The organism is Acidovorax sp. HMWF018 (assembly GCF_003061035.1).
Lineage (GTDB): Bacteria > Pseudomonadota > Gammaproteobacteria > Burkholderiales > Burkholderiaceae_C > Acidovorax > Acidovorax delafieldii.
Genome location: NZ_QAIM01000421.1, coordinates 1 through 23,762 on the forward strand (window position 1 = coordinate 1; position 23,762 = coordinate 23,762).

A 23,762-nucleotide genomic window follows, 5' to 3' on the forward strand; every position below is an offset into this window, starting at 1 on the left:
TGTCTTGATCTGCGGCCATTGCCAAGGTCTGCTGCTTCATCTGCGGATAACGTTTGACCCCTCTCAATGGTGGACCTTAATCAGCGTTGCCTTAGGGAGATCTTCGATCGCAGACACTACACGGCGCCGTTCTGCCGTTCTAAGTACCCCCGGCGATGTTGAAAACGCCACGGCGTAATCTCCTGATCCATTGGAAAAGGGAGAGCCTGTGGCCGCGACGCCATTGAAACCACGGCGGGCCAAGCGCTCCAGATTGCGGTCCGACAGCGGGGCGTCGGTGGCGATGACCACTATGACTGAACCGTCAGCTGTATATTGGGACTCCACATCTTTCAATAGGTATTGACCGAGTTTTTTGCCTACTGGTGCACCGTCCATGGTCAAGATGCCGCCGTAGTTGGTTTGCACCAGCACGCCGACTGTGTACCCTCCGCTCTTCTTAGGCAGCACTCGGGAACTAGATCCAATGCCCCCTTTCCAACCGAAAGCATGGGTACCTGTGCCAGCGCCCACATTGCCTTCTTCGACCGGTCCATTGGTTGCTGTGGTGATGGCTTTCTTGACGTCGTCCTTGGTCACACGACGTTGACGGATGTCGTTGAGAAAGCCGCCGTCATTGGTTTCACCCACAACGGCATTCACAGACCGGACCGTCTCATTTCCTTTAAGACCCAGAACCCATTCCACAGCGCCCGCCATGCCCTCAGCCACAGACAAGGTGTTGGTCAGCACAATAGGTGTTTCAATTTCACCAAGTTCCTGTACTTGCGTGGACCCAGCAAACTTGCCAAAGCCATTGCCCACCACTACAGCAGCGGGTACCTTATCTTGAAAAATATTGCCGGCGTGCGGGAGGATCGCTGTAACCCCAGTGCGGATACTGTCGCCTTCTATCAATGTGACATGGCCAACGCGCACACCGCTTACATCGGTAATCGCATTCAAATTCCCCGGACGCAGTATGCCTGGCGCCAAACCTAAGTCACGTGCCCTCGGGCGGTTTTCTGGCGCTTGCGCGGTTGACAAACTGGGCAGAAGGATCAGGGTGGCGGTGGTCAACACCTGCACTGTCTGCAATAGCCGATGAGACATGATGCTTGTCATTTAATGCTCTCAAGGTGAGTGGGATTGGATGTTCGCTAGAAAAGTGACCAATATTGCTTCGACGCGATGGACCGGTCCTTTGGATTTTGGGTGTTGTCCCGAACTTTGTGGTATTACTTTTGCAGGTATATCCATTAGCCCGCGTTATGGCAGATCTGCATAGCCGCGGTGGCCCCCGCGTTGCGTGAAAAGTTGACGACATGGACGCAAGTGAGCCCTCGCGAGAAGGAACGGGCGAAGTAGGCGGCATGCGGGGAGCGCGAGCTCCTCAGTTCGTTAAATCCAGTCTTACCGAGAACTGAGCTAGTGAGCCGATTGCGCTGCAGGCCCTCCGTTTGCCTTGCTAGCCATTGCTGCGTACTCACTTTTGCAGCAGTGGCTCAAATTACCGGACCCCGCCTCGGCATAGGTGTTCACGGTGCAAGGCAGGCTGCGCCAACGGCGTGGCGCCCAGCTGGCAGCAAGCCTGGGGCGGGCTGCTAGCGGGTGCTGCCGCTGGACCAAGTGATGGCCTCCCATCGCTGGAAGGGGTTGGACGCGCGCCGCGGGCCGGACCTGGCACCGGACCAACGGCCTTTGGTGGTGCGCCTGGCCGTTGCACCGTAACGTCCTCACCATGCCCAGAGGGGCCGTGAGGGCTCTGCCGACTTCGGCTGGTGGCTAGTTGCCTGACCGAGCTTTCTTGGTGCTGCAGTCGCCTTGGGCCGGGGATTCTTGGTGTTGGGCCAGGCCGGCCGATCGGTTGGATGCGGCTTTACAAGATTTCGACAAGCGCAAGCCGAACGGATGAGGGTGTGCCACGCGCGGCTACGGCAAGCTCAACCCCAACGGTTGGGGGCAGCGTGGTAGCAAGAATCAAAGCTAAGTTGGCCTCCAGCGCTTGTTCAGCAAGCGCTAGCAGCTATCAATTCAGTAGTACGCCGTTGACCCGTCAGCGCCGTTGTTGCACCCATGCTACTATCACGCAACTTTGAATGTTGCATGAAACGAGACAGCCGCCTTTCCAACGTCCTTCACGCCCTGCTGCACATGGCAGAGATGGAGGGCCCCGCCACGTCCGAATCACTGGCGCAGGCCATGCAGACCAACCCGGTGGTCGTGCGCCGCCTGATGGCGGGGCTGCGGTATGCGGGCTTTGTCACGTCGGCCAAGGGGCATGGCGGGGGGTGGGTGCTGTCGTGCCCGCTGGCAGACATCACGCTGCGCGACATCCATGAAGCGCTGGGCGCGCCGACGCTGCTGGCCATCAGCAACCGGGTGGAGAGCCCCGGCTGCGTGGTGGAGCAATCGGTGAACGCGGCGTTGTCCGACGCCTTTGCCGCAGCGGAAGAAGTGCTATTGGCACGGTTGGGCCAGGTCACGCTGGCGCAGCTTTCTGCGGACTTTCATCAGCGCATGGTCGCGGGTGGCCATTCACACAAGGATTTTTCTCATGAGCAGCTATGACGCGATCGTGGTGGGCGGCAGCTACGCGGGGCTTTCTGCCGCCATGCAGCTCGCACGGGCCCGGCGGCGGGTGTGCGTGGTGGACGCGGGTGCGCCGCGCAACCGCCGTGCTGCAGCGGCGCATGGCTTTTTTGGGCAGGACGGCATGGCGCCGGCGGCAATGCTGGACCAGGCACGGCAGAAGCTGTTGGCCTACCCCACGGTGACGCTGCTACAAGGCACGGTGACATCCGCCCAGGCGCAAACCGCCGCAGCTGCCAGCGCTGACGCCAGCACCAGGGAGCGTGGCAGCGACGAGCGCGCCGCGGGGTCTGCGGGCGCACCTGGGTTCGACGTGGAACTGCACGACGGCACGCGCCTGTCGGCCAGCAAACTGGTGCTGGCCTTTGGCGTGCAGGACACGCTGCCCGACATCGAGGGCTTGAGCGACCGCTGGGGCACCAGCGTGCTGCACTGCCCGTACTGCCACGGGTATGAGTTTGCAGGCCAGCGGCTGGGGGTGCTGTACCACTCGCCTTCGTCCGCAACGCACGTGCAGCTGATCGCAGAATGGGGCCCGACCACGCTGTTCCTGAACGGCGACCCGTCGCTGCCGGCTGCCGAGCGCGAGCGGCTACAGAACCTGGGCATTGCCGTGGAGCCTGCGCGCATTGACGCGCTGGAGGGCCCGGGCAAGCACCTGAGCGGCGTGCGCGTGCGGGACGATGGGGCGCCGGGCAACCGCGTGGTGCCCATTGAAGCCCTGTATGTGGCCGCCGCCACCCGCCCCGGCAGTTCGCTGGCGGAGCAGCTCGGCTGCGCGATCGACGAAGGCCCATCCGGCCCCCTGGTGCGCACCGACGAGAGCCAGATGACCAGCGTGCGCGGCGTGTACGCGGCCGGCGATGTGTCGCTGGCGCGGCACAACGCCACGCTGGCGTCCGCCGAGGGCGTGGTGGCGGGCACCTGCGCGCACCAGGCGATGGTGTTCGGGGACTGACGCACGGAGCAGCACGCCCGGCACTTGCAGGCGGCAGGCCGGGGGCGATCGTGCAGGTGCCCGTCGCGCTGGGCATTCTCCGCAGTCCACCGGGCGGTGCACCGGCGGACAGGGCCAGCAGGAGGCACTCGCACAATGCTGCGTCCTCATTTCCAGCCCCTTGGCAAGCATGCCCACCCGTTCGACGGTTTCCCGCTTCATCGTTGCCCGTGCGCGTTGGCTTGCGTGGCTCAGTGCCATAGGCGCGCTGTCCGCCCCTGTGTCGCGTTGGCTGCCGGCCGACAGCATGCCAACACTGCAATGGGGGGTGGAGTTGGCGGCGTACTGGCAATGGCTGTATGCCGCTGCGGGCACGGCGGCGCTGATGGTGCTGTGGGTGCTTGGGCGGGCGTGGTGGCAGGTGGTGCCAACCTTGGCGTTGGCGGGGTCCTTCATGGCGCAGGCGGCTCCGTTGGCGGGTGCGCCCGCGCTGCCTGCAGACGCGCCGGTGCTGAGCGTGGGCACCGCCAACCTGAACCTGGCCACGGCCGACTTTGCCCCACTGCGGCAATGGCTGGCATCGGCCGACGCGCCCGACGTGGTGTTCTTGCAGGAGTTCACCGAACTGGCGCAGCGCGCGCTGGACGAAGACCCCGCGGTTGCCGCACGCTACCCGCACCGCCTGGCCGTGCCGCAGCCCGACCCTTTCGGGCTGGCAATCCTGTCGCGCCACCCGCTGGTAGATGCCCAAGCCCTGCCGCCCCGCACCGACCACGACACCCTGCGCCTGCGCGCCACGCTGCAGTGGCACGGCCTGCCCGTGCACCTGAGCGCGCTGCACCCCATGCCGCCGATCCACAGCGCCTATGCCCGCGCACGCGACCAGGCGCTGCAGGACGAGGCCCGGCACCTGGCGCAGGCCGACGGGCTGGGTGTGCTGGCGGGCGACCTGAACACCACGCCCTGGGCGCGCAGCCTGTTCATGGTGGAAGGTACCTTGCGCCGTGCCCATGGTGCAGCGCCCAGCTGGCCCAATGCCTTTGGCTGGCTGTCGGTGCTGCCGCTCGACCATGTGCTGGCGTCGAATGGCTGGCAGGTGCTGGAATCGAGCATCGGGCCGGAGCTGGGGTCGGACCACCGGCCCGTGGTGGTGCGGCTGGTTCTTGCGCCCTAAGCTGATTTCTTTGCGGTGGGGGCTTTCCTGGCCGCTGGGGCTTTCTTTCCCGCCGGCGCCTTGGGCTTGGTTTTTTTCTTCTGCGCGGCCTGCAGCCCATTGAACTCCGCCGCTGCGCGGAACAGCGCCTTGAGCGCCGCTTCGTTGATCGCCTCGCCCTCACGCACATCGATGGCGCGGCGGGTGTTGCCGTCCAGGCTGGCGTTGAACAGGCCGTGCGGGTCGGGCAGCGAGGCACCGTGGGCAAAGGTCATCTTCACGGCCTGCTGGTAGGTTTCGCCGGTGCACAGGATGCCGGCGTGCGACCACACCGGCACGCCCCTCCACTTGACCTCTTCCACCACGCCGGGCACGGCCTCGTGCATCAGCTTGCGCAGGTGGGCCAGGGTGTCGCCCCGCCAGTCGGCCAGGTCGCGGATCTTGGCGTCGATGAGTGCCGAAGCGGAAGGTTCGGCTTGTTGGGGTGCCGGTGTTGCAGCCATGGAGTCGTCTCCTGAGGGCAGGCCAGGGCCTGCGGTCCGGCAGTTTATCGGCTGGCGGGGGCTGCCGCCTGCACCGGCGGGCGCCGCAGGGTCCACAGGGCCACCGCCATCAGCGCCACCCCGCCCAGCTGCACCGGGCTCAGCGTGCGCCCGTACACCGCCCAGTCCACCAGCACGGCCGTGAGCGGGTAGACGAACTGCAGCACCGCCACCTTGCCCAGCGCCAGCCGCGCCATGCCGGCAAACAAAATGACGTAGGCCAGCCCCGTGTGCAGCACGCCCAGGCCCGTAAGCCAGGCCCACGCGCCCGCACTGTGCGGCCCGCCAAAGGCCAGCGGCGCCCAGGCCAGCGACACGGCGCCCACCAGGCACTGCCACAGCGCCAGCGCAAACGGGCTGATGGGTGCCGGCGCGCGGCTGGCCAGCAGCGTGACGGCGGCGTAGCACAGCGAGCCGCCCAGGCACATCAGCACGCCGGCCACGTAGGCCCCGCCGTCGGCGGTGCCGGCGGCGGCGCCGTCGATGAGCCCGGTGGTAAGCACCAGCCCCGCCAGCGCCGCCAGCGTGGCCCCCCATTGCAGCGGCGCGATGCGCTCGCGCAGGAACACCGCGCCAAAGACGATGACCCAGATCGGCTGCACATGGAAGATGACGGTGGCCACGGCGATGGACGTGCGCGGGATGGCCGCAAAAAACAGCGCCCAGTTGAGCACCATGAACACGCCGGTGGCGCAGGCCACCCGGCGGCCCAGGGCCTGGTGGCGCAGCAGCAGTTCGCGCCCCCGGCCCGTGGCCAGGCACCAGGCCACCAGGGCCAGCGCCCCAAACACGCAGCGGAACCACACCGTGACCAGCGGGTGCTGGCCGGCCTCCTCGACAAACACGCCGATGGTGCCCAGCAGCATGCCCCCCACGGTCATCAGCCACTGGCCGGTGCGCTCGCGGCTGGGGCTCAAGGGGTCGGAGCCCGCAGTGAGGATGGCGGGCGATGCGGGAAGTGCGGAGGCCTTGGGATTCATGCCACCGATGGTCGGGTTTTCTGCGGCCTAGGTAAAGCGCATAGTTCGCGGTATAACCATTCGATTATCGAATACCGTGCAGCAGCGTGATGAACCACCCGGACTTTCAGATCGACTGGCTGCGCGCCTTTGTGGCGGTGGTGGATGCGGGCTCGCTCTCGGGCGCGGCGCCGCTGGTGCACCGCTCCCAGTCGGCCGTGAGCATGCAGATCAAGAAGCTCGAAACGGCCGTGGGCCGCCCCGTGCTGCTGCGCGGGCCACGCCACCTGGAGGTCACCCCTGCCGGCGCCGAGCTGCTGCCCTACGCCCGCCGCGTGCTCGACCTGCAGGCCGAGGCGCAGGCAGCGCTGTTCGGCCCGCAGCTGGCGGGCCGCGTGCGGCTGGGTGTGCCGGACGACTACGCCAGCGCCTACCTCACGCCGGTGCTGCGCAGCTTTTCGCACCGCTACCAGGGGGTGGAGATCGAGCTGACCTGCGAGCAGTCCACGGCGCTCATCCCCCGCGTGGTGAAAAGCGAGCTCGACCTGGCGCTTGTCTCGCGCGACCGGCCGCAGCGCGGGCATTTTCTTTTCGACGAGCCACTGGTGTGGGTGGGCGCACCGCAGTACGAGATCTGGCGCCGGGACCCGCTGCCGATTGCGGTCTACGAATCGGCCAGCATGGCGCGGCAGGCCACCTTGTCAGCCCTGGGGGCGCGGCGCCGGGCCTACCGAATCGTGTACCACAGCTCCAGCCTGGCGGGCCAGCTGGCCGCGGTGGAGAGCGGCCTGGCGGTGGCGGTGCTCACGCGGTGCAGCGCGCCAACGCACCTGCAGATTCTGCAAGACCTGCCTGCGGAGTACGAGCTGCCCGCGCTCGATTCGATGCATGTGGCGGTGCTGCGCAGCAAGGCGTCGCAGCGCTCGCCCGCGGTGGATGCGATGTACGAGCAGATGGTGCGCACCCTGGGCCGCAACGCAGTGGCCCGCGCCTGAGCCGCCGCGGCGGCCGCGCCGCGATCAACCCGCGCAGCACAGCGATTCACGCGCCACCGACACGCCGTGCCAGCGCCCACCTACACGCGGCGCCATGCCTGCTGCCTACAGTCGGATCACCCCAGAACACGGCCGCCAAGGCCCGCAGGAGAAGCACGATGCGCCCCACCTTGTCCCTTCGCAACCGCCCAGTCCCCTGGCCATTTCTTGCCGGGGCCGCGGCGCTGATGGCGGTGCTGCTGCTGTCGGCCTGCTCCACGCCCCGAACGCCCGACGGCGTGCAGGCTGTCACCGGATTTGACGTGGACCGCTACACCGGCCACTGGCACGAGGTGGCGCGCATCGACCATTCGTTCGAGCGCGGCCTCACGCAGACCAGCGCCACCTACAGCCGCAATGCGGACGGCACGGTGAAGGTGGTCAACCGGGGCTATGACCCGGTGCGCAAGCAGTGGAAGGAAGCCGAGGGCACCGCGACCTTTGTGAGCGAGCCCACGCGCGCAGCCCTGAAGGTGTCGTTCTTCGGGCCGTTTTACGGCGGCTACAACGTGGTGGCGCTGGACGAGAACTACCAGTGGGCCATGGTGGTGGGCTCAACCACCGACTACCTGTGGATCCTCTCGCGCACCCCATCGCTGCCGCCGGATGTGCGCGAGCACCTGCTGGAGCGGGCCCGGGCCATGGGCATCGACACCGGCCGCATCCTGTGGGCGGCGCCGTCCGCAGCGTCTGCCGCGCCTGCCCGGCGCGCGGTGATGACGTGAAACCGGCGCCGTAGTGGTGCCGGAGGTGCCGGACTGGCGGAATCGGCCATCAGCAAAACCGGCACCCCGCCGCGGTGAAAAAGCCTCTACGCTACAAATTTAATAGCTTCCGGCGCTTTACCATCATGCGCTGGAGCCTATTTTTGCGCTCAATCAGCCTTGCGCGGGCACCGTGGCAGCGGCCACAAGGCGCTGGGTGTAGGGGTGCCGGGGTGCATCGAGCACCTCTACCACCGTGCCATGCTCCAGGATCGCGCCGTCTTTCATCACCAGCACGTGGTGCGCCATGGCCCGGATCACATCCACGTCGTGCGTGATGAGCAGGTAGCTCAAACCCTTTTCCTTTTGCAGCCGCTGCAGCAGGCCCAGCACCTGCTGCTGGATGGTCACGTCCAGCGCGCTGGTGGGCTCGTCGAGCACCAGCACCTGGGGCTGGACAATGAGGGCGCGCGCAATCGCCAGCCGCTGGCGCTGGCCGCCGGAGAACTCGTGCGGGTAGCGCTCCAGCAGGCGCGGGTACTGGGCCTCGGCCAGGCCCACCTCGTCCAGCGCGGCCTCGACGCGCACGCGGCGCTGGGCCACGGTCAGTGTGGGCTCGTGCACCTTCAGGCCCTCGCCCACGATTTCCTCGACCGTGAGGCGCGGCGAGAGCGAGGAGAACGGGTCCTGGAACACCACCTGCACCCGCCGGCGCAGCTGCTGGTTGGCCGGGGTGTTGCGCATGGCCGGCTGCTCCCATGCCTGTCCGCCCACCTGCAGCTGGCCTGCATGCGGCAGCAGCCCCAGGATGGCCTGCGCGAGCGTGGACTTGCCCGAGCCGGACTCCCCCACCACGCCCAGCGTCTCGCCCGGCAGCAGCGACAGCGTGGCGCCCTGCACGGCGACGAATTCGCCCTTTTGGAACCAGCCGCGCAGGCCCGGCAGCGGCGTGGGGTAGACCACACGCAGATTCTGCGTCTTCACCACCGGCGGCGTGCCCGGGGGCGAATCGGCCGGCGCCACATCGCGGCGCGGCTGGCTGGCGATCAGGCGGCGGGTGTAGGCGTGTTGCGGGGCGCCAAACACTTCGGCCACCGGGCCCTGCTCCACCAGCACGCCCTGCTCCATCACGGCCACGCGGTCGGCAAAGCGGCGCACCAGGTTCAGGTCGTGCGTGATGAGCAGCACCGCCATGCCGGTCTGGCGCTGCAGGTCGGACAGCAGGTCCAGGATCTGGCCTCGCAGCGTCACGTCGAGCGCAGTGGTCGGCTCGTCGGCCAGCAGCAGCTGCGGCTCGCTGGCCAGGGCCATGGCGATCATGGCGCGCTGGCGCTGGCCGCCCGAGAGCTGGTGCGGAAAGCTGTTGGCGCGCCGCGCAGGCTCGGGGATACCCGTCTTGGCCAGCAGTTCGATGGCCGCCTGCGCGCACTGCGCGCCCGTGAGGCCCTTCTTGAGCTGCAGGATCTCGGCGATCTGCGCGCCGATGGTCATGAGCGGGTTGAGCGCGGTCATGGGTTCCTGGAACACCATGGCGATCTCGCCGCCGCGCACGCCGCGCATTTCGCGCTCCGACAGCGCCAGCAGGTCGCGCTGGCCCTGCAGCACAGCCTGGCCGGTGATGGCGGCGTCGCCCGCCAGGCGCAGCAGGCTGAGCGCTGTGATGGTCTTGCCCGAGCCGGACTCGCCCACCAGCGCCAGCTTTTCGCCCGCAGCCAACGTGAAGTTGACGCCGCGCACCACCTCTTTGGAGCCAAAGCGCACATGCAGGTCGTGGACGCTCAACAGCGGCAGACCCGCAGCCGAGCCGCCGCCGGGCCGCCCCAAGGCAGCGAGAGCCCCCTCGGGGGGCAGCGAGGACACGCCAGTGCCGAGCGTGGGGGACGTCATTGGTCTGCCTTTCGCGGGTCGAGGGCATCGCGCAGCGCGTCCCCCATGAAGGTCAGCAACAACAAGGTGACCACCAGCACGCCGAAGGTGGACAACGATATCCACCACGCATCAATGCTGTTCTTGCCCTGGCTGAGCAACTCGCCCAGCGAGGGCGTGCCGGGCGGCACGCCCAGGCCCAGAAAATCCAGCGATGTGAGCGCCAGGATGGCCCCGCTCATGCGAAACGGCAAAAACGTGACCACGGGCGTCAAGCTGTTGGGCAGGATGTGACGCCAGATGATCTGGGCATTGCTCACCCCCAGGGCGCGCGCCGCCTTCACATAGTCAAGCTGGCGGTTGCGCAAGAACTCGGCCCGCACATAGTCCGACAGCCCCATCCAGCCAAACAGGCTCAGCAAGATGAGCAGCAGCGCAATGCTGGGCGCGAATACCGCGCTGAAGATGATGAGCAGATACAGCTCGGGCATGGAGCCCCAGATCTCAATGAAGCGCTGGAACGCCAGGTCCGTCTTGCCGCCAAAGAAGCCCTGGATGGCGCCGGTGACCACGCCCAGCAGGACGCCTGTGATGGTGAGCGCCAGGCCGAACAGCACGCTCACCCGAAAGCCGTAGAGCAGCTGCGCCAGCAGGTCGCGCCCGCGGTCGTCGGTGCCCAGCCAGTTGTCGCGGGTGGGGGCCGAGGGGTTGGGCGCCTTGGCGAAGTAATTGAGGGTGTTGGGCCCGTAGGTGTTCAGGGTGTACAGCGCCCAGTTGCCGCCCTGGCTCAGCCGCTCCTTGATGAACGGGTCGAGGTAGTCGGTGGGCGTTTCAAAGTCGCCGCCGAAGGTGGTCTCGGGGTAGTCCTTGAGCAGGGGAAAGTAGGTCTGCCCCTCGTAGCGCACGACGAGTGGCTTGTCGTTGCTGACCAGCTCCGCGCACAGGCTGACAAGGACCAGCGCGCAGAAGATAAGCAGGCTCCAGTACCCCAGCCGGTTGCGCTTGAAGCGCAGCCACGCGCGGCGGGATGGGGAGAGTGAAATCGGGGCAGCAGCAGGACTCATCGGGGCCATCGGTGCGTTCGGGCTAGTCAAACTTCACGCGCGGGTCCACCCACACATAACAAAGGTCGCTGATGAGCTTGGTGACCAGCCCGATCAGCGTGAACAAATACAGCGTGCCCAGCACCACGGGGTAGTCGCGGCGGATCACGCTCTCGTAGCTGAGCAGGCCCAGGCCGTCGAGAGAGAACAGGGTTTCGATGAGCAGCGAGCCCGCAAAGAACGCACCGATGAAGGCAGCGGGGAACCCGGTGATGATGGGGATGAGCGCGTTGCGGAACACATGCTTCCACAGCACCTGCCGCTCGCTCAGGCCCTTGGCACGGGCCGTCAGCACGTACTGCTTGCGGATCTCTTCGAGGAACGCGTTCTTGGTCAGCATGGCCGTCACGGCAAAGCTGCCCAGCACCATGGCGATCACCGGCAGCGTGATGTGCCACAGATAGTCCACGATACGCGCGCCCCAGGACAGCTCGTCCCAGTTGGCCGACGTGAGCCCTCGCAGCGGAAACCACTGCAGCTGCCCGCCAAAGATGACCAGCAACGCCACGCCCAGCACAAAGCCCGGAATGGCGTAGCCCAGCAGGATGAGCAGCGTGGTCACCAGGTCAAACCGCGACCCGGCCCGCACCGCCTTGGCCACACCCAGCGGCACGGCGACGAGGTAGCTGATGAAGAAGGTCCAGAGGCCCAGGCTGATGGAAACGGGGAGCTTCTCGACCACCAGTTGCCACACGTCCTTGTTCTGGAAGAAGCTCTTGCCCAGATCAAAACGCGCGAACTGGCCCAGCATCTGAAAAAAACGTTCATGTGCAGGCTTGTCAAAGCCGTACAAGGCCTTGATCTGCTCCAGCCGCTTGGGGTCCACGCCCTGCGCGCCCCGGTAGCTCAGCCCGCCGCCTTCGGCACCACCGCCCCCGCCAACGCCAGCCTTGGCTTCGGCCATGTACTGCTCCACGGGACCGCCCGGCACAAACTGGATCACCACAAAGGTCAGCAGCAGCACGCCCAGCAAGGTAGGGAGCATCAGCAACACGCGTTTGAGGATGTAGGCAAACATGGGTGGGCTGGCGGGTGGTTATTTTTTGTCGGGCGCGGTCTGTGGCGGTATGCGTGCCCACCAGGTGTCAATGACCCAGCCCTCGCCGCTGGAGTACGGCGGCACCGTGGCGGGCTTGGCCAGTCTCCAGGCGTTGTAGGCCATGCGGTGCGTGGCCGCCGTCCATTGCGGAATGAGGTAGTGGCTGTGCGCAATGATGCGCTCCAGCGCGTGGCAGGCGGGCAGCAGCTGGGCTTCGGTTTTGGCCGAGGTCATGGCCTTGATCATGGCGTCCACCGCCGGGTTCTTCACGCCCGCAAAGTTGCCGGAGTCCTCCACGTCGGCCGCCTGGCTGCCGAACATGTCGGCAAACTCCTGCCCCGGGTTGTGGGTGCCCTGGAAGGCCATCGAGGTGATGTCGAAGTCAAACTTCTGCAGGCGCTGCTGGTACAGCGCAAAGTCCACGGAGCGGAAGCGCAAGGTGACACCGATCTTTTCGAGGTTGCGCATCCAGGGGGTGATGGTGCGCACTCCACCTTCGTTGCTGTCCATGTATTCCAGCACCATGGCCTCGCCCTTTGCGTTGCGCAGGGCGCCATCGCGCACCTCCCAGCCCGCCTGTTTGAGCAGGGCCTGCGCGCGGCGCAGGTTGGCACGCAATGACGAATCGCCGTCGGTGCGCGGGGGCACGGTCATGGGGCCAAAGGCGGTTGCGGGAATGTCTTTGCGGTAGGGCTCCATCAGCGCAAGCTCCTCGGGCGACGGGCTGCCCCTGGTTTCGCACGCGGTGTTGCCAAACAGGCCGTTCACGCGCTGGTAGGCGCCGTAGAACATCTGGCGGTTCATCCACTCATAGTCCATCGCCAGGCCCAGGGCCTCTCGCACGCGCGCATCCTGCAGCAGCGGGCGGCGGGTGTTGAGCACGTAGCTCTGAAAGCCCGACGGCAGCTTGTGCTTGAACTCGCCCTTGACCAGCTCGCCGGTGTCGAATTTTTTGCCCGTGACGCGGCGGGCCCAGTCACCCGCGCTGAAGAACCGCATGAGGTCGAACTCGCCCGCCTTCAGGGCCTCCAGCCGCGCCGTGTTGTCCTTGTAGATCTTGACCAGGATGCGGTCGAAGTTGGCCGTGCCCTTGCGCACATTGAGGTCGCGCGCCCAGTACTGCGGATCGCGCACATAGGTGATGTCCTTGCCAAACCGCACGGGCCCGATCTTGTAGGGGCCGCTGCCGATGGGGATGTCCATCACCACCTGGTCAAAGGGCTTGGCCTTGCCGTTTTCCACCCCCCAGTCGCGGCTGAACACCGGCAAGCCGCCCACGGTGATGGGAAGCTCGCGGTTGGGTTGCTTGAAGCGGTAGCGCACGGTGCGGTCGTTGATCACATCCACGCCCGCCACCTCGATCAGCAAAGTCTTGTACGCAGGCGAGGTGAAGGGACCCACCAGCGTTTCGTAGCTGTGCTTCACGTCCTGGGCCAGCACGGGCTTGCCGTTGTGAAACCGCGCCTCGGGCCGTAGGCGGAACGTGGCAGACAGCCCATCGGGGGCGACTTCCACGTCCTCGGCCAGCAGACCATAGCCGGTCGCGGTCTCGTCCATGGAGCCCACCAGCAGCGAGTCGAACATCAGCGACGACAGGTAGGCGGGTGCGTTGCCCTTGATGGTGAACGGGTTGTACTTGTCGAAGGTGGAGACGCGCAGGTTGCTGACCAGCCGCAACTCGCCGCCCTTGGGGGCGTCGGGATTCACGTAGTCGAAATGCGCAAAACCCGCCGGATAGCGCGGCGCGCCCCACAAGGCATACGCATGCGCTGCCCACGCTGGAACAGCACACCCCATCAGCAACAAAGCCAGCCAAAACCGCATGCGACAATTCTGCACTACGTTCGCAGGGGCTTGCAGCCAAAGCCGCATATCCACATGCACCGGGCGCCAAGCCTGCATTCCGCTATTCCACAAGGAGATTTCACATGGGTTTTCTGACCGGCAAGAAGCTGCTCATCACGGGCGTGCTGTCCAACCGCTCCATCGCCTACGGCATTGCCAAGGCCTGCCACGAGCAAGGCGCCGAACTGGCGTTCAGCTACGTGGGCGAGCGCTTCAAGGACCGCATCACCGACTTTGCGGCCGAGTTCAATTCCCAGCTGGTGTTTGACTGCGATGTGGCCAGCGACGAGCAGATCGCGCGCATGTTCGCGGATCTGTCGCAGACCTGGCCGAAGTTTGACGGCTTTGTGCACAGCATCGGCTTTGCACCGCGCGAAGCGATTGCGGGCAACTTTCTGGACGGCCTGAGCCGCGAAGGCTTCCGCATTGCACACGACATCAGTGCCTACAGCTTCCCGGCCATGGCCAAGGCGGCCCTGCCCTATCTGAACGACAAGTCGTCGCTGCTGACACTGAGCTACCTTGGCGCGCTGCGCTCCATCCCCAACTACAACACCATGGGTCTGGCCAAAGCCAGCCTGGAAGCCAGCGTGCGCTACCTGGCAGAGGCCGTGGGCCGCACCGAAGACGGCCGCAGCATCCGCGCCAACGGCATCAGCGCAGGTCCCATCAAGACGCTGGCTGCCAGCGGCATCAAGGACTTTGGCAAGCTGCTCAGCCGCGTGGCCGATGCCTCACCCCTGCGTCGCAACGTCACGATTGAAGACGTGGGCAATGTGGCGGCCTTCCTGCTGTCGGACCTTGCCTCGGGCATGACCGCCGAGATCACCTATGTGGACGGCGGCTTCAGCCAGACGGCGGGCCTGAGCGCCGACCAGGTGTAAATCCTCGCCAGGGCTGCACGCTCACTACGTAATTGGCTTCTAGCGCACATAAATCATGCGCTAGAAGCTATTTTTTTGATAGCACCACCTACCTATGCTCCGCAGACACTGGCTGGCCTGTATGGGCCTTGCACCCCTGGCGGCACTTGCAATACCCCAGGCCTGGGCCGCCGACGCGCCCGCCCTGTTGCTGGCCAATGTGTACCGCCCCGGCATGCGGCTGGCGGACTACTGGGTGAGCGAAAAATACGATGGCGTGCGCGGCTTTTGGGACGGCCACACACTGCGCACGCGGGGCGGCGAGACCGTGGCGGCCCCGGCATGGTTCACCGCCGGCTGGCCTGAAACTCCCATGGACGGCGAGCTGTGGGCAGGACGCGGCCGGTTCAGCCACGCCCAGTCCACCGTGCGCCAGCAGCAGCCGGACGATGCCGCATGGCGCGAGATACGCTTTATGGTGTTTGACCTGCCCGCCCATAGCGGCACGTTTGACCAGCGCCTTCCTGCACTGAACAAGCTGGTCGAAGCGCTGGACCAGGCTTGGGTGCAGGCGGTGCCACAACAGCGTGTGGCGAGTGACGCAGCACTCCAGAAGTTGCTGCTGCGCACCGTGCGTGCGGGCGGCGAAGGACTGATGCTGCACCGTGGCGCATCCATGTACCGAGCAGGTCGCAGTGACGATCTCATCAAGGTCAAGACCCACGAAGACACCGAGGCCCGCGTGGTGGCCCATCTGCCCGGCCAAGGCCGCCACGCGGGGCGGCTGGGTGCCTTGGTGGTGGAGATGCCTTCGGGCCAGCGGTTCCGGCTGGGCGCAGGGTTGACCGACGCCGAGCGCGACCACCCGCCGCCCGTGGGCAGCTGGGTGACCTACCGCTTTCGGGGCTCCCACGACAGCGGAGTGCCGCGCTTCGCGAGTTTTGTGCGAGTGCGAGAGGACATGCCGCCGATCCGCTGACAGGGCCACAGCGACCCCTGGCCGATCCCGGCCCTGCGATGCGGCGGCCATGCCAGCGGGCGGGCAGCCCCTCCCGTCAGTTGCGCAATCAGTTCGGCAACAGGACCTTGTCCACCACGTGGATCACGCCGTTGGACTGGTACACGTCGGCAATCGTCACCGTCGCCGTCCCGCCCTTTTCGTCCGTCACCATGACGGCATTGCCGCTGGCCTTGGCGATGAGCGTGCCGCCCGCCACCGTCTTGAGGCTGGCCATGCCTTTGCCGTCTGCAATCATCTTGGACAACGGAGCAGCGTCGTACTTGCCCGCCACCACGTGGTAGGTGAGCACCTTGGTCAGGGTGGGCTTGCTCTCGGGCTTGAGCAGCGTGTCCACCGTGCCTGCGGGCAATGCGGCAAACGCCGCATTGGTGGGCGCAAACACGGTGAACGGACCGGGGCCCTTGAGCGTCTCTACGAGGCCAGCCGCCTTGACCGCTGCCACCAGGGTGGTGTGGTCCTTGGAGTTCACGGCGTTGTCGATGATGTCCTTGCTGGCCAGCATGGGCGCACCGCCCACCATGACCTGTGCTGCGGCAGGCATTGCGGCAGCGGCCATGGCTGCGGCAAGGGCGATGGTGGCAAGGCGGGCGTTGAATCGAAGGGTCATGAGAATCTCCTGAGAGGTGTGTGAAGACAGTCGTCACCGCATGAAAACCACGCGGCTGACAGTCAATACGGCAGCACCACAACAGCGGATTCAAATGCACAAAAAAATCGCTCCGCCAGCCATGCCGGGGGAGCGATTTTCGAGACGCTGGTGCACCCACACACCAGCGCGAAGACGTGCTTACACGTTGCGCCCGTACGGACCGTCGTCGCCCACCTGCACCAGGTTCTTGGCGGTCGCCAGTGGCTTGGGGTTCTTGCCGGTCTTGCCTTGCTCTGCCACGCAGTCGGCGTAGTAGCGCACCTGGCCGTTCTCGTCTTCCACTTCCACCAGGCCGTGGATATCGGTCTCAAAGCCCGGACACAGCTTGGCGAATTCGCGCGCGAACTTGAGGTAGTCCACGATCTTCTTGTTGAACACCTCGCCCGGAATCAGCAGCGGAATGCCTGGGGGGTACGGTGTGACCAGACCCACGGTGATGCGGCCTTCCAGGTGGTCGATCTCCACGCGCTCGGTGGTGCGGTGCGCAATGTGCGCGTACGCATCCGAGGGCTTCATGGCGGGCGTGAGGTCCGACAGGTACATCTCGGTGGTCAGGCGCGCGATGTCGTACTTGGCGTACATCTCGTGCACGTGCTGGCAAAGGTCCTTGAGACCCATGCGCTCGTAGCGCTTGTGCTGCTGGCAGAACTCGGGAAGGATGCGCCACATGGGCTGGTTCTTCTCATAGTCGTCCTTGAACTGCTGCAGCGCAGTCAGCAGCGTGTTCCAGCGGCCCTTGGTGATGCCGATGGTGAACATGATGAAGAAGCTGTACAGGCCCGTCTTCTCCACCACCACGCCGTGCTCGGCCAGGTACTTGGTCACGATGGACGCGGGGATGCCAGTCTTGTCGAACTTGCCGTCCAGGCTCAGACCCGGCGTGACGATGGTGGACTTGATCGGGTCCAGCATATTGAAGCCGTCAGCCAGCTGGCCGAAGCCGTGCCACTTGCTGCCCTTCTTGCTCTTGCTGTCGCTGCGGATGATCCAGTCTTCCGCGCGACCAATACCCTCGTCGGTGAGCTTTTCAGGGCCCCAGACCTTGAACCACCAATCGTTCTTGCCGAACTCCTCCTCCACCTGGCGCATGGCACGGCGGAAGTCCAGTGCCTCCAGGATGCTTTCTTCCACCAGCGCGGTGCCGCCAGGTGGCTCCATCATCGCGGCGGCCACATCGCAGCTGGCGATGATGCTGTACTGAGGGCTGGTGCTGGTGTGCATCAGGTAGGCCTCGTTGAACAGGTGGCGGTCGAGCTTGGTGGTCTGCGAGTCCTGCACCAGCACATGCGATGCCTGGCTGATACCGGCGAGCAGCTTGTGGATGGACTGTGTGGCGTACGTCACCGAGTGCTTGGGGCGTGTGCGCTTTTTGCCCATGGCGTGGTAGCTGCCATAGAACGGGTGGAACGCCGCGTGCGGCAGCCAGGCCTCGTCAAAGTGCAGGTTGTCCACATAGCCGTCGAGCATGCCCTTGATGGTCTCGGTGTTGTACAGCACGCCGTCGTAGGTGGACTGCGTGAGCGTCAGCACGCGGGGCTTGACCTTCTTGGCATCCACGCCCTTGAGCAGCGGGTTGGCCTTGATTTTGGCCTCGATCGCCTTGGGCTCGAACTCGCTTTGCGGGATGGGGCCGATGATGCCGAAGTGGTTGCGCGTGGGCTTCATGAACACAGGGACGGCCCCGGTCATGATGATGCTGTGCAGGATGGACTTGTGGCAGTTGCGGTCCACCACCACCACATCCCCGGGCGCCACAGTGTGGTGCCACACCATCTTGTTGGACGTGGACGTACCGTTGGTCACAAAGAAGCAGTGGTCGGCATTGAAGATGCGCGCGGCGTTGCGCTCGCTCTCGCCAATGGCACCGTTGTGGTCCAGCAGCTGGCCCAGCTCTTCCACCGCGTTGCACACGTCGGCGCGCAGCATGTTTTCGCCGTAGAACTGGTGGTACATCTGGCCCACGGGGCTCTTCAGGAAGGCAACGCCGCCGGAGTGACCGGGGCAGTGCCAGCTGTACGAGCCGTCTTCGGCGTAGTCCAGCAGCGCCTTGAAGAAGGGTGGCTGCACGCTCTCCAGGTAGCTCTTGGCCTCGCGGATGATGTGGCGCGCCACGAATTCGGGGGTGTCCTCGAACATGTGGATAAAGCCGTGCAGCTCGCGCAGGATGTCGTTGGGCAGGTGGCGGCTGGTCTTGGTCTCACCGTGCACATAAATGGGCACTTCGGCGTTCTTGCGGCGCACCTCGCCAATGAAGTTGCGCAGGCTCAGCACGATGGGGTCCAGCCCTTCGCCCTCGGAGAATTCTTCATCGTCGATGGACAAGATGAAGGCACTGGCGCGGCTTTGCTGCTGCGCAAACTGCGAGAGATCGCCATAGCTGGTGACCCCGACCACTTCAAAGCCCTCGGCCTCAATGGCCTGTGCAAGCGCACGAATGCCAAGCCCCGAGGTGTTCTCGGAACGATAGTCTTCATCGATGATGATGATGGGAAAGCGAAACTTCATGCGCAGCCTCCAAGGAGCCGTGGCCTGCCCGGCCAAAAAACGAAATAGGCGCGAAGTGTAAGGAATAACGTTGACGCGCCTTTGAACTGCCATCCTTTTGACCCAGAATGTGGTGCACTAAACACAACCACACAAGGAGGTTCTACATGGAGGCATCCACCATCTGGTGGCTGGCAGCAGGGGCCGTGGTCGTGGCAGAACTGCTCACCGGCACGTTCTATTTGCTGATGGTGGCCTTGGGGCTGGTAGCCGCCGCCCTGGCCGCCCACCTGGGCCTGGCGTCCGCAATGCAGATGGTGTCGGCTGCCATTGTGGGCGGCGGGGCCGTCGTGGCCTGCTACCTGCTGCGGAGAAAGCGCCCCGGCGATCCGTCTGCACGTGCGGACCGCAGCGTGAACATGGACGTAGGCGAAACCATCCTCATCGAAAGCTGGAGCCCCGACGGCACCACCACCGTGAAGTACCGGGGCGCCCAATGGACGGCCATGCACCGCCCCGGCGTCACCCCGTCTACTGGCATGCATCGCGTCGCCGAGCTGGTGGGCAACCGCTTGCTGGTGGACCCGCTGTAAACACCGAAGACTCCCTGTCGATCACCCAAGAAAGGTTTCCCATGGAAATTGCCATCGTCATCCTGATCATTGCCGTGATCTTCATCGCCCGCTCGGTCAAGGTCGTGCCCCAGCAAAACGCCTGGGTCAAGGAACGCCTGGGCAAATATGCGGGCACGCTGACTCCCGGGCTGAACTTTCTGATCCCCTTTGTGGACAAGGTCGCCTACAAACACAGCCTGAAGGAAATTCCGCTCGATGTGCCCAGCCAGGTCTGCATCACGCGCGACAACACGCAGCTGCAGGTGGACGGCATCCTGTACTTTCAGGTCACCGACCCCATGCGCGCCAGCTATGGGTCGAGCAACTACATCATGGCTGTGACCCAGCTGGCGCAGACCTCGCTGCGCTCGGTCATCGGTAAGCTCGAACTCGACAAGACCTTCGAAGAGCGCGACATCATCAACGCGCAGGTGGTGCAGGCCATCGACGAAGCCGCCCTGAACTGGGGTGTGAAGGTGCTGCGTTATGAAATCAAGGACCTGACCCCGCCCAAGGAAATCCTGCACGCCATGCAGGCCCAGATCACAGCGGAGCGGGAGAAGCGCGCACTGATCGCCGCCTCAGAAGGCCGCCGCCAGGAGCAGATCAACATCGCCACCGGCGAGCGTGAGGCCTTCATCGCCCGCTCCGAGGGCGAAAAACAGGCCGTCATCAACAAGGCCCAGGGCGAGGCCGAATCCATCAAGGCCGTGGCCGAAGCCAACGCCCAGGCTATCGAACGCGTGGCCGCAGCCATCCGCCAGCCCGGTGGCGAGCAGGCCGTGCAGCTCAAGGTGGCTGAAAAAGCCGTGGACGCCTACAGCCAAGTCGCGTCGGACGCCACAACCACCCTCATCGTGCCCAGCAACATGACCGAGGTTTCGGCGCTGATCGGCTCGGCGATGAAGATGGTGCAGACATCCCAAAAGGCAGGCTGACAACGTGTCGGCCCACTGAAATTTTCAGGTGACACCGATCAGTGACCGGAATGCACCCAATCCTATGGCTATAATCGAGGGCTTCGGAGAGGTGGATGAGCGGTTTAAGTCGCACGCCTGGAAAGCGTGTGTGGGCTAATCCCCACCGCGGGTTCGAATCCCGCCCTCTCCGCCACATATCAACCCAGGTGATTCCGGTCACCTGGGTTTTTTGTTGTGGGGGCTGGCTTTTTGCACACAGGACCCCGGCGCTTTGGGCTGAACATCAACGACTGTGCGCCCCGCTCGGTGCATGACAGTGTCTGCGACAGCCATGGCCATTCATGTCAACGACCCTGCGATTGCGGGGCGGGGGCTGACCTCCAGCGTGGTGCGCAGGAGCACACCGGGTGCAGTGCCCACACTGGACCTGCAGGCCATACAGGTCCCGGTGCTGGTCTACCACCATGCCAGGAACGGCTGCAAACACTGCCAGGCCAGCGATACGCCCGCCATTCTGAGAGGGCTGGCGCGGGCGCCGGTCAAAAAGCTCATGGTGGTACATGGCGGCACCTACCCCGTCGGTGATGAGGGTGCTGACCAAGATTGGCCCGGCTTCATTGGCATCGAGCAGGAAGCCATTGCCCAGATCACCGCGTGGATTCAGACGCCCGCGCCCTGATCTATTCATGCCGCGATGACCGCTGGACGGCTCCACAGGAGCCCTCTGCAGTCCGTCCGCTTGGCACTCCATCCGCATCCCACTCAAGGCCCTGAACCGGGCCTCCGGACGCTTGCAAGGCGCGGAACGTTTCTGGCAGGTTTGTAAAGGCAACAGGCCGTAACAGTTGCCCATGGAGCCCTGTTATGGCACTTGTCTTACACGCGGAACTGCGGCACTTTGCTGAAATCCTAGCCAGCAGCCATTGAGGTTGCACCGGGAGGTCATTGCGGCCCCCACCCTTTTTTCAAAAGGACTTCACCATGAAACGCCATTCCTTACCGCCGGGAGCGCGCGCGTTGATAGCGTTCATCGGAACCGTGGTGCTGGCCGTGCTGGCGGCGGTGTCATTGCTGATGCCGGACGTGGCCGTGCAGTCTGTGGATTCGATGTCGCACGGGCTTACCGGGCTCGACCAGATTTTGTCCACCAGCTTTCTGGACCACTGAGCTGTGATGCGTGCAGGAGTGGCTGGCGCTGCGCTGCAGCGCGTGTGGGTCCAAACAGCAACACAGTAGTAAAAAGCATAGCATCGGAGTACCATTCGGCGCTGCACACCGGGACTTTTCGGTGGCATTCTGGAATGGAGGACGATCGTGACCACACGTTTTCGCATCTCTGCAAACCGTTTTTTGTTGATTCACTCCCCGAAATTCTGGGGTTCGATGGTGTTGCTGGCCGCTGTGGCGGGTTGTTCCAGTCCCCGCGACAACGCCTTGGACGAGTTCTCGCGCTGGTACGACGGTGCCAGGGCCCAGGCCCAGGCAGGGGCCATGAGCTGGAGCGAGCTTTACAAGCAAAGCTTTGACCGCCTGACCGCCCTGCCCCCCTCCCTGCAACAAGACACACGTCTCGAAAACACGGTGCTGCTGCTGTCTGTGGCCCGCAAGCTGGAGTCCAACGAAATCAGCCCCCAGCAGTTCGCCATGGAGCGAGACGACATCGAGACCCAGTTGCAGGCTCGCCTGCGCTGACGACGCCACCAGCAGCGGCAATGCAGCTTCTGGCGGCCTGGCTAATGGCTTGAGTGGCGGTTGCTGAAGCAACTGGGGCAGCTTTTTGCCCGCGCCACGGCTCGTTACCTGCATCCTCCCTAGCGTGGCGGCCAACGCTATCGAGACGTAGACCCCGACTGCTCCACCACCCCCACGCGACGGCGCAACGCATCGGCTGCCGCAGTGTCCCCAGCAGCCTCTGCCCTTTGCACCTGCAGCAGCAACCATGCCATCAGCGGCCTGCGCCAGCCCTGTGCCGACGCGGTATCGGTGGCTGTGGCGATGACTGCCGGGCTGGCGTGCCCCGTCTGCAACAACACGCCCGCCGCCACCAAGCGCGAAAGGGGGTCGGCAATGCCTGCCAAGGTGGCAGCGTTGCCTGCCGTGGCGACCGCACGCTGCGCCGGTGGCAATAGGGCCACGTGGCCGGCCTGCACGCGGCCCGCCAGATAGTCGGCGTAGGCCTGCTCGGGCGCAGCGGCGTCGGCGCGCAAGGCCTCAAAACGCTCGCACGGTTCGGTGACCAGACTCGCCACCTGGGCCGCGCAGCGCATCAGCTCCAGGCGCGCCAGCAGATCGAGGCGCCCCGTGCGCGCCACTTCGGCGCGGGCCCGGTCCCATTCGAGCTTCTCCACGCGCGCGTTGCCGGACAGGTAGGCCTCGATGGCCTTCTGGGACGCACCCTGGGCGTTCATCTGCCAGTCAGGCACCGGGGGTTGGCTGGAACACGCAGCCAATGCGAAGGCACAGCCGATGGACAGGAGCCGCAATGCAGCCCGCAAACGAGGTGCAGCAGAGGGGTTCATGGCAGCTTCAGCTCCGTGTCGCGTGCAAAGGGCCATTTGCGGTTGATCTCGTTGACCAGGCTTTCCACCTTGCGCAGATTGCTTTCCACCTCGGCGCGCAGCGCGCCCAGGTCCGTCGTGGCTTCGCGGGCATTGGCGCCAATGGCCTGGGCCTCCACCAGCACGGCATCCACCTTCTTGAGGCTGGTGCGGGTGTCGGACAACAAACCATTGAGCTGGGCCACGGTGGCGCGCACCTCGGGCACCAGCGCGTCCTTGTTGCCCTCGCTGCCAAACACCTGTTTGTCGGCGCGGGCGGCCATACCGTCCAGGCGCGCCAGCAGCGCGTTGGTGCGCTCCAGCGTGGCCACAATCTTCTTCGCGTCGGCTTCGTTGCCCATCAGCACGCCCAGGGCGCCGCCCGGCCCGTTCAGGCGCTCCGTGAGGGCCTTGACGTTGGTCAGGGTGTTGCCCAGCGCGGCGTCGGGCGACGTCAGGGCGTTCAGGTTGGTCAGCAGCTCGCGCGCGGTCGCCATGAGCTGCGGGATCTCCGCCGTGGCATCTCCGCGCAACACCGGCCGCACGGCGCCATCGGGCAGTGCGGGGTCGGTCAGGATGCCGGAGTACGCCCGGATGTTGGTGCCCCCCACCAGACCGCGTACCAGCGTGAACACGCTGGACTCGCGCAGCCAGTGCGCGTCCTTGCGGGGCACGTCCACCAAGATGCGGGCATTGCCCGATTCGGCCAGCTCGATGCGCCGCACGCGGCCAATGGGAAAGCCCGAGAAGGTCATGTCCATGCCCACCACCACGCCCTCGGAGTCATCGGCCGTCAGCACCAGCGTCTGCGTGGGCTCAAAAGCACCCCGCGCATACAGCAGGTACAGGCCCGAACCCACGATGAGGGCCAAGGTGAACAGCAGCAGCGCCGCAGCCTTGAGTTCCAGATAGGCCACCGGG

At 65.2% G+C, this 23,762-nt stretch carries 23 protein-coding genes and 1 tRNA gene; 13 read left to right on the forward strand and 11 right to left on the reverse strand.

The features are described from left to right. Positions 1-63: 63 nt before the first annotated feature. Positions 64-1,104 carry a P1 family peptidase gene (locus DBR23_RS17220; RefSeq protein ID WP_233250524.1) on the reverse strand — a complete coding sequence of 347 codons (1,041 nt, stop codon included), beginning with the start codon at positions 1,102-1,104 and terminating at the stop codon, positions 64-66. 981 nt (positions 1,105-2,085) lie between these two features. Here DBR23_RS17220 and DBR23_RS17225 point away from each other — a divergent pair. From DBR23_RS17225 to DBR23_RS17235, 3 genes are all read left to right on the forward strand, one after another. Beyond that, a complete protein-coding gene (locus DBR23_RS17225) occupies positions 2,086-2,550 on the forward strand; it encodes an Rrf2 family transcriptional regulator (RefSeq protein ID WP_108499057.1) in 465 nt (154 codons plus the stop codon). After that, positions 2,537-3,529, forward strand: coding sequence for an NAD(P)/FAD-dependent oxidoreductase (locus tag DBR23_RS17230; protein ID WP_108499058.1), 993 nt, complete (start codon positions 2,537-2,539; stop codon positions 3,527-3,529). Before DBR23_RS17225 ends, DBR23_RS17230 begins: the two co-directional genes overlap by 14 nt. A 169-nt stretch (positions 3,530-3,698) precedes the next feature. Then, complete coding sequence (locus DBR23_RS17235; RefSeq protein WP_108499059.1) at positions 3,699-4,682, forward strand: endonuclease/exonuclease/phosphatase family protein; 984 nt, start codon at positions 3,699-3,701, stop codon at positions 4,680-4,682. Here the strand turns inward: DBR23_RS17235 and DBR23_RS17240 are convergent. Together DBR23_RS17240 and DBR23_RS17245 are read right to left on the reverse strand one after the other, a co-directional pair. Next, positions 4,679-5,164 carry a DUF1801 domain-containing protein gene (locus tag DBR23_RS17240; protein ID WP_108499060.1) on the reverse strand — a complete coding sequence of 162 codons (486 nt, stop codon included), beginning with the start codon at positions 5,162-5,164 and terminating at the stop codon, positions 4,679-4,681. The genes DBR23_RS17235 and DBR23_RS17240 overlap by 4 nt on opposite strands. 44 nt (positions 5,165-5,208) lie before the next feature. After that, positions 5,209-6,183: a DMT family transporter gene (locus DBR23_RS17245; RefSeq protein ID WP_108499061.1), complete on the reverse strand. Its 975-nt coding sequence runs from the start codon at positions 6,181-6,183 to the stop codon at positions 5,209-5,211. 89 nt (positions 6,184-6,272) lie between these two features. On the opposite strand from DBR23_RS17245, the gene DBR23_RS17250 reads away from it, so the two are divergent. Both DBR23_RS17250 and DBR23_RS17255 read left to right on the forward strand, forming a co-directional pair. Beyond that, entirely contained in the window at positions 6,273-7,157 is an 885-nt protein-coding gene (locus DBR23_RS17250) for a LysR family transcriptional regulator (protein WP_108499062.1), read from the forward strand. A gap of 158 nt (positions 7,158-7,315) precedes the next feature. Next, positions 7,316-7,921 carry a lipocalin family protein gene (locus DBR23_RS17255; RefSeq protein ID WP_108499063.1) on the forward strand — a complete coding sequence of 202 codons (606 nt, stop codon included), beginning with the start codon at positions 7,316-7,318 and terminating at the stop codon, positions 7,919-7,921. Between the two features lie 153 nt (positions 7,922-8,074). Here DBR23_RS17255 and DBR23_RS17260 read toward each other — a convergent pair whose 3' ends face one another. The 4 genes from DBR23_RS17260 to DBR23_RS17275 are packed head-to-tail and all read right to left on the reverse strand — an operon-like array spanning position 8,075 to position 13,732. Continuing rightward, positions 8,075-9,787: an ABC transporter ATP-binding protein gene (locus tag DBR23_RS17260; RefSeq protein WP_233250525.1), complete on the reverse strand. Its 1,713-nt coding sequence runs from the start codon at positions 9,785-9,787 to the stop codon at positions 8,075-8,077. After that, a complete protein-coding gene (locus DBR23_RS17265) occupies positions 9,784-10,839 on the reverse strand; it encodes an ABC transporter permease (RefSeq protein WP_108499064.1) in 1,056 nt (351 codons plus the stop codon). Before DBR23_RS17265 ends, DBR23_RS17260 begins: the two co-directional genes overlap by 4 nt. 13 nt (positions 10,840-10,852) lie before the next feature. Beyond that, positions 10,853-11,887 carry a microcin C ABC transporter permease YejB gene (locus DBR23_RS17270; RefSeq protein ID WP_108499065.1) on the reverse strand — a complete coding sequence of 345 codons (1,035 nt, stop codon included), beginning with the start codon at positions 11,885-11,887 and terminating at the stop codon, positions 10,853-10,855. Between the two features lie 18 nt (positions 11,888-11,905). Continuing rightward, positions 11,906-13,732, reverse strand: a complete 1,827-nt coding sequence (locus DBR23_RS17275; RefSeq protein WP_108499066.1) for an extracellular solute-binding protein — start codon at positions 13,730-13,732, stop codon at positions 11,906-11,908. 104 nt (positions 13,733-13,836) lie between these two features. On the opposite strand from DBR23_RS17275, the gene fabI reads away from it, so the two are divergent. Together fabI and DBR23_RS17285 are read left to right on the forward strand one after the other, a co-directional pair. Continuing rightward, the gene (fabI, locus tag DBR23_RS17280; RefSeq protein WP_056064037.1) at positions 13,837-14,637 is read left to right on the forward strand and encodes an enoyl-ACP reductase FabI; all 801 of its coding nucleotides are present in this window, start codon (positions 13,837-13,839) and stop codon (positions 14,635-14,637) included. A 94-nt stretch (positions 14,638-14,731) separates the two neighbouring features. Further along, positions 14,732-15,595 carry a DNA ligase gene (locus DBR23_RS17285; protein ID WP_108499067.1) on the forward strand — a complete coding sequence of 288 codons (864 nt, stop codon included), beginning with the start codon at positions 14,732-14,734 and terminating at the stop codon, positions 15,593-15,595. An 88-nt stretch (positions 15,596-15,683) separates the two neighbouring features. Here the strand turns inward: DBR23_RS17285 and DBR23_RS17290 are convergent, their stop codons facing one another. Together DBR23_RS17290 and DBR23_RS17295 are read right to left on the reverse strand one after the other, a co-directional pair. Further along, positions 15,684-16,244: a fasciclin domain-containing protein gene (locus DBR23_RS17290; protein ID WP_108499068.1), complete on the reverse strand. Its 561-nt coding sequence runs from the start codon at positions 16,242-16,244 to the stop codon at positions 15,684-15,686. A gap of 180 nt (positions 16,245-16,424) precedes the next feature. After that, a complete protein-coding gene (locus tag DBR23_RS17295) occupies positions 16,425-18,791 on the reverse strand; it encodes an arginine/lysine/ornithine decarboxylase (RefSeq protein WP_056064046.1) in 2,367 nt (788 codons plus the stop codon). A 146-nt stretch (positions 18,792-18,937) separates the two neighbouring features. On the opposite strand from DBR23_RS17295, the gene DBR23_RS17300 reads away from it, so the two are divergent. The 6 genes from DBR23_RS17300 (at position 18,938) to DBR23_RS17325 (ending at position 21,996) form a co-directional block, all read left to right on the forward strand. After that, complete coding sequence (locus DBR23_RS17300; RefSeq protein WP_099730573.1) at positions 18,938-19,363, forward strand: NfeD family protein; 426 nt, start codon at positions 18,938-18,940, stop codon at positions 19,361-19,363. A gap of 41 nt (positions 19,364-19,404) precedes the next feature. Then, positions 19,405-20,322, forward strand: a complete 918-nt coding sequence (locus tag DBR23_RS17305) for an SPFH domain-containing protein (protein ID WP_056064052.1) — start codon at positions 19,405-19,407, stop codon at positions 20,320-20,322. A gap of 85 nt (positions 20,323-20,407) precedes the next feature. Further along, positions 20,408-20,497: transfer RNA gene (locus DBR23_RS17310), tRNA-Ser, on the forward strand. Positions 20,498-20,635: 138 nt separating this feature from the next. Beyond that, positions 20,636-20,983: a hypothetical protein gene (locus DBR23_RS17315; protein WP_108499069.1), complete on the forward strand. Its 348-nt coding sequence runs from the start codon at positions 20,636-20,638 to the stop codon at positions 20,981-20,983. Positions 20,984-21,285: 302 nt separating this feature from the next. Beyond that, a complete protein-coding gene (locus DBR23_RS17320; RefSeq protein ID WP_056064060.1) occupies positions 21,286-21,471 on the forward strand; it encodes a hypothetical protein in 186 nt (61 codons plus the stop codon). Between the two features lie 147 nt (positions 21,472-21,618). Continuing rightward, positions 21,619-21,996, forward strand: coding sequence for a hypothetical protein (locus DBR23_RS17325; RefSeq protein WP_108499070.1), 378 nt, complete (start codon positions 21,619-21,621; stop codon positions 21,994-21,996). A 137-nt stretch (positions 21,997-22,133) separates the two neighbouring features. Here the strand turns inward: DBR23_RS17325 and DBR23_RS17330 are convergent, their stop codons facing one another. Further along, complete coding sequence (locus tag DBR23_RS17330; protein ID WP_369882129.1) at positions 22,134-22,823, reverse strand: hypothetical protein; 690 nt, start codon at positions 22,821-22,823, stop codon at positions 22,134-22,136. After that, on the reverse strand, positions 22,820-23,762 hold a 943-nt coding region (locus DBR23_RS17335), incomplete at its 5' end, for an MlaD family protein (protein WP_108499075.1). The genes DBR23_RS17335 and DBR23_RS17330, both read right to left, overlap by 4 nt.

What these genes read in the sequence shown, in the direction of transcription:
- DBR23_RS17230 (WP_108499058.1), top strand. Translation starts at nt 2,537, where the DNA reads ATGAGCAGCTATGACGCGATCGTGGTGGGCGGCAGCTACGCGGGGCTT.
- DBR23_RS17330 (WP_369882129.1), bottom strand. Translation starts at nt 22,823, where the DNA reads ATGAACCCCTCTGCTGCACCTCGTTTGCGGGCTGCATTGCGGCTCCTG.
- DBR23_RS17240 (WP_108499060.1), bottom strand. Translation starts at nt 5,164, where the DNA reads ATGGCTGCAACACCGGCACCCCAACAAGCCGAACCTTCCGCTTCGGCA.
- DBR23_RS17250 (WP_108499062.1), top strand. Translation starts at nt 6,273, where the DNA reads ATGAACCACCCGGACTTTCAGATCGACTGGCTGCGCGCCTTTGTGGCG.
- DBR23_RS17320 (WP_056064060.1), top strand. Translation starts at nt 21,286, where the DNA reads ATGAAACGCCATTCCTTACCGCCGGGAGCGCGCGCGTTGATAGCGTTC.
- DBR23_RS17290 (WP_108499068.1), bottom strand. Translation starts at nt 16,244, where the DNA reads ATGACCCTTCGATTCAACGCCCGCCTTGCCACCATCGCCCTTGCCGCA.
- DBR23_RS17255 (WP_108499063.1), top strand. Translation starts at nt 7,316, where the DNA reads ATGCGCCCCACCTTGTCCCTTCGCAACCGCCCAGTCCCCTGGCCATTT.
- DBR23_RS17295 (WP_056064046.1), bottom strand. Translation starts at nt 18,791, where the DNA reads ATGAAGTTTCGCTTTCCCATCATCATCATCGATGAAGACTATCGTTCC.
- DBR23_RS17305 (WP_056064052.1), top strand. Translation starts at nt 19,405, where the DNA reads ATGGAAATTGCCATCGTCATCCTGATCATTGCCGTGATCTTCATCGCC.
- DBR23_RS17300 (WP_099730573.1), top strand. Translation starts at nt 18,938, where the DNA reads ATGGAGGCATCCACCATCTGGTGGCTGGCAGCAGGGGCCGTGGTCGTG.
- DBR23_RS17220 (WP_233250524.1), bottom strand. Translation starts at nt 1,104, where the DNA reads ATGACAAGCATCATGTCTCATCGGCTATTGCAGACAGTGCAGGTGTTG.
- DBR23_RS17260 (WP_233250525.1), bottom strand. Translation starts at nt 9,787, where the DNA reads ATGACGTCCCCCACGCTCGGCACTGGCGTGTCCTCGCTGCCCCCCGAG.
- DBR23_RS17270 (WP_108499065.1), bottom strand. Translation starts at nt 11,887, where the DNA reads ATGTTTGCCTACATCCTCAAACGCGTGTTGCTGATGCTCCCTACCTTG.
- DBR23_RS17235 (WP_108499059.1), top strand. Translation starts at nt 3,699, where the DNA reads ATGCCCACCCGTTCGACGGTTTCCCGCTTCATCGTTGCCCGTGCGCGT.
- DBR23_RS17225 (WP_108499057.1), top strand. Translation starts at nt 2,086, where the DNA reads ATGAAACGAGACAGCCGCCTTTCCAACGTCCTTCACGCCCTGCTGCAC.
- DBR23_RS17265 (WP_108499064.1), bottom strand. Translation starts at nt 10,839, where the DNA reads ATGGCCCCGATGAGTCCTGCTGCTGCCCCGATTTCACTCTCCCCATCC.
- fabI (WP_056064037.1), top strand. Translation starts at nt 13,837, where the DNA reads ATGGGTTTTCTGACCGGCAAGAAGCTGCTCATCACGGGCGTGCTGTCC.
- DBR23_RS17245 (WP_108499061.1), bottom strand. Translation starts at nt 6,183, where the DNA reads ATGAATCCCAAGGCCTCCGCACTTCCCGCATCGCCCGCCATCCTCACT.
- DBR23_RS17285 (WP_108499067.1), top strand. Translation starts at nt 14,732, where the DNA reads ATGCTCCGCAGACACTGGCTGGCCTGTATGGGCCTTGCACCCCTGGCG.
- DBR23_RS17275 (WP_108499066.1), bottom strand. Translation starts at nt 13,732, where the DNA reads ATGCGGTTTTGGCTGGCTTTGTTGCTGATGGGGTGTGCTGTTCCAGCG.
- DBR23_RS17315 (WP_108499069.1), top strand. Translation starts at nt 20,636, where the DNA reads ATGGCCATTCATGTCAACGACCCTGCGATTGCGGGGCGGGGGCTGACC.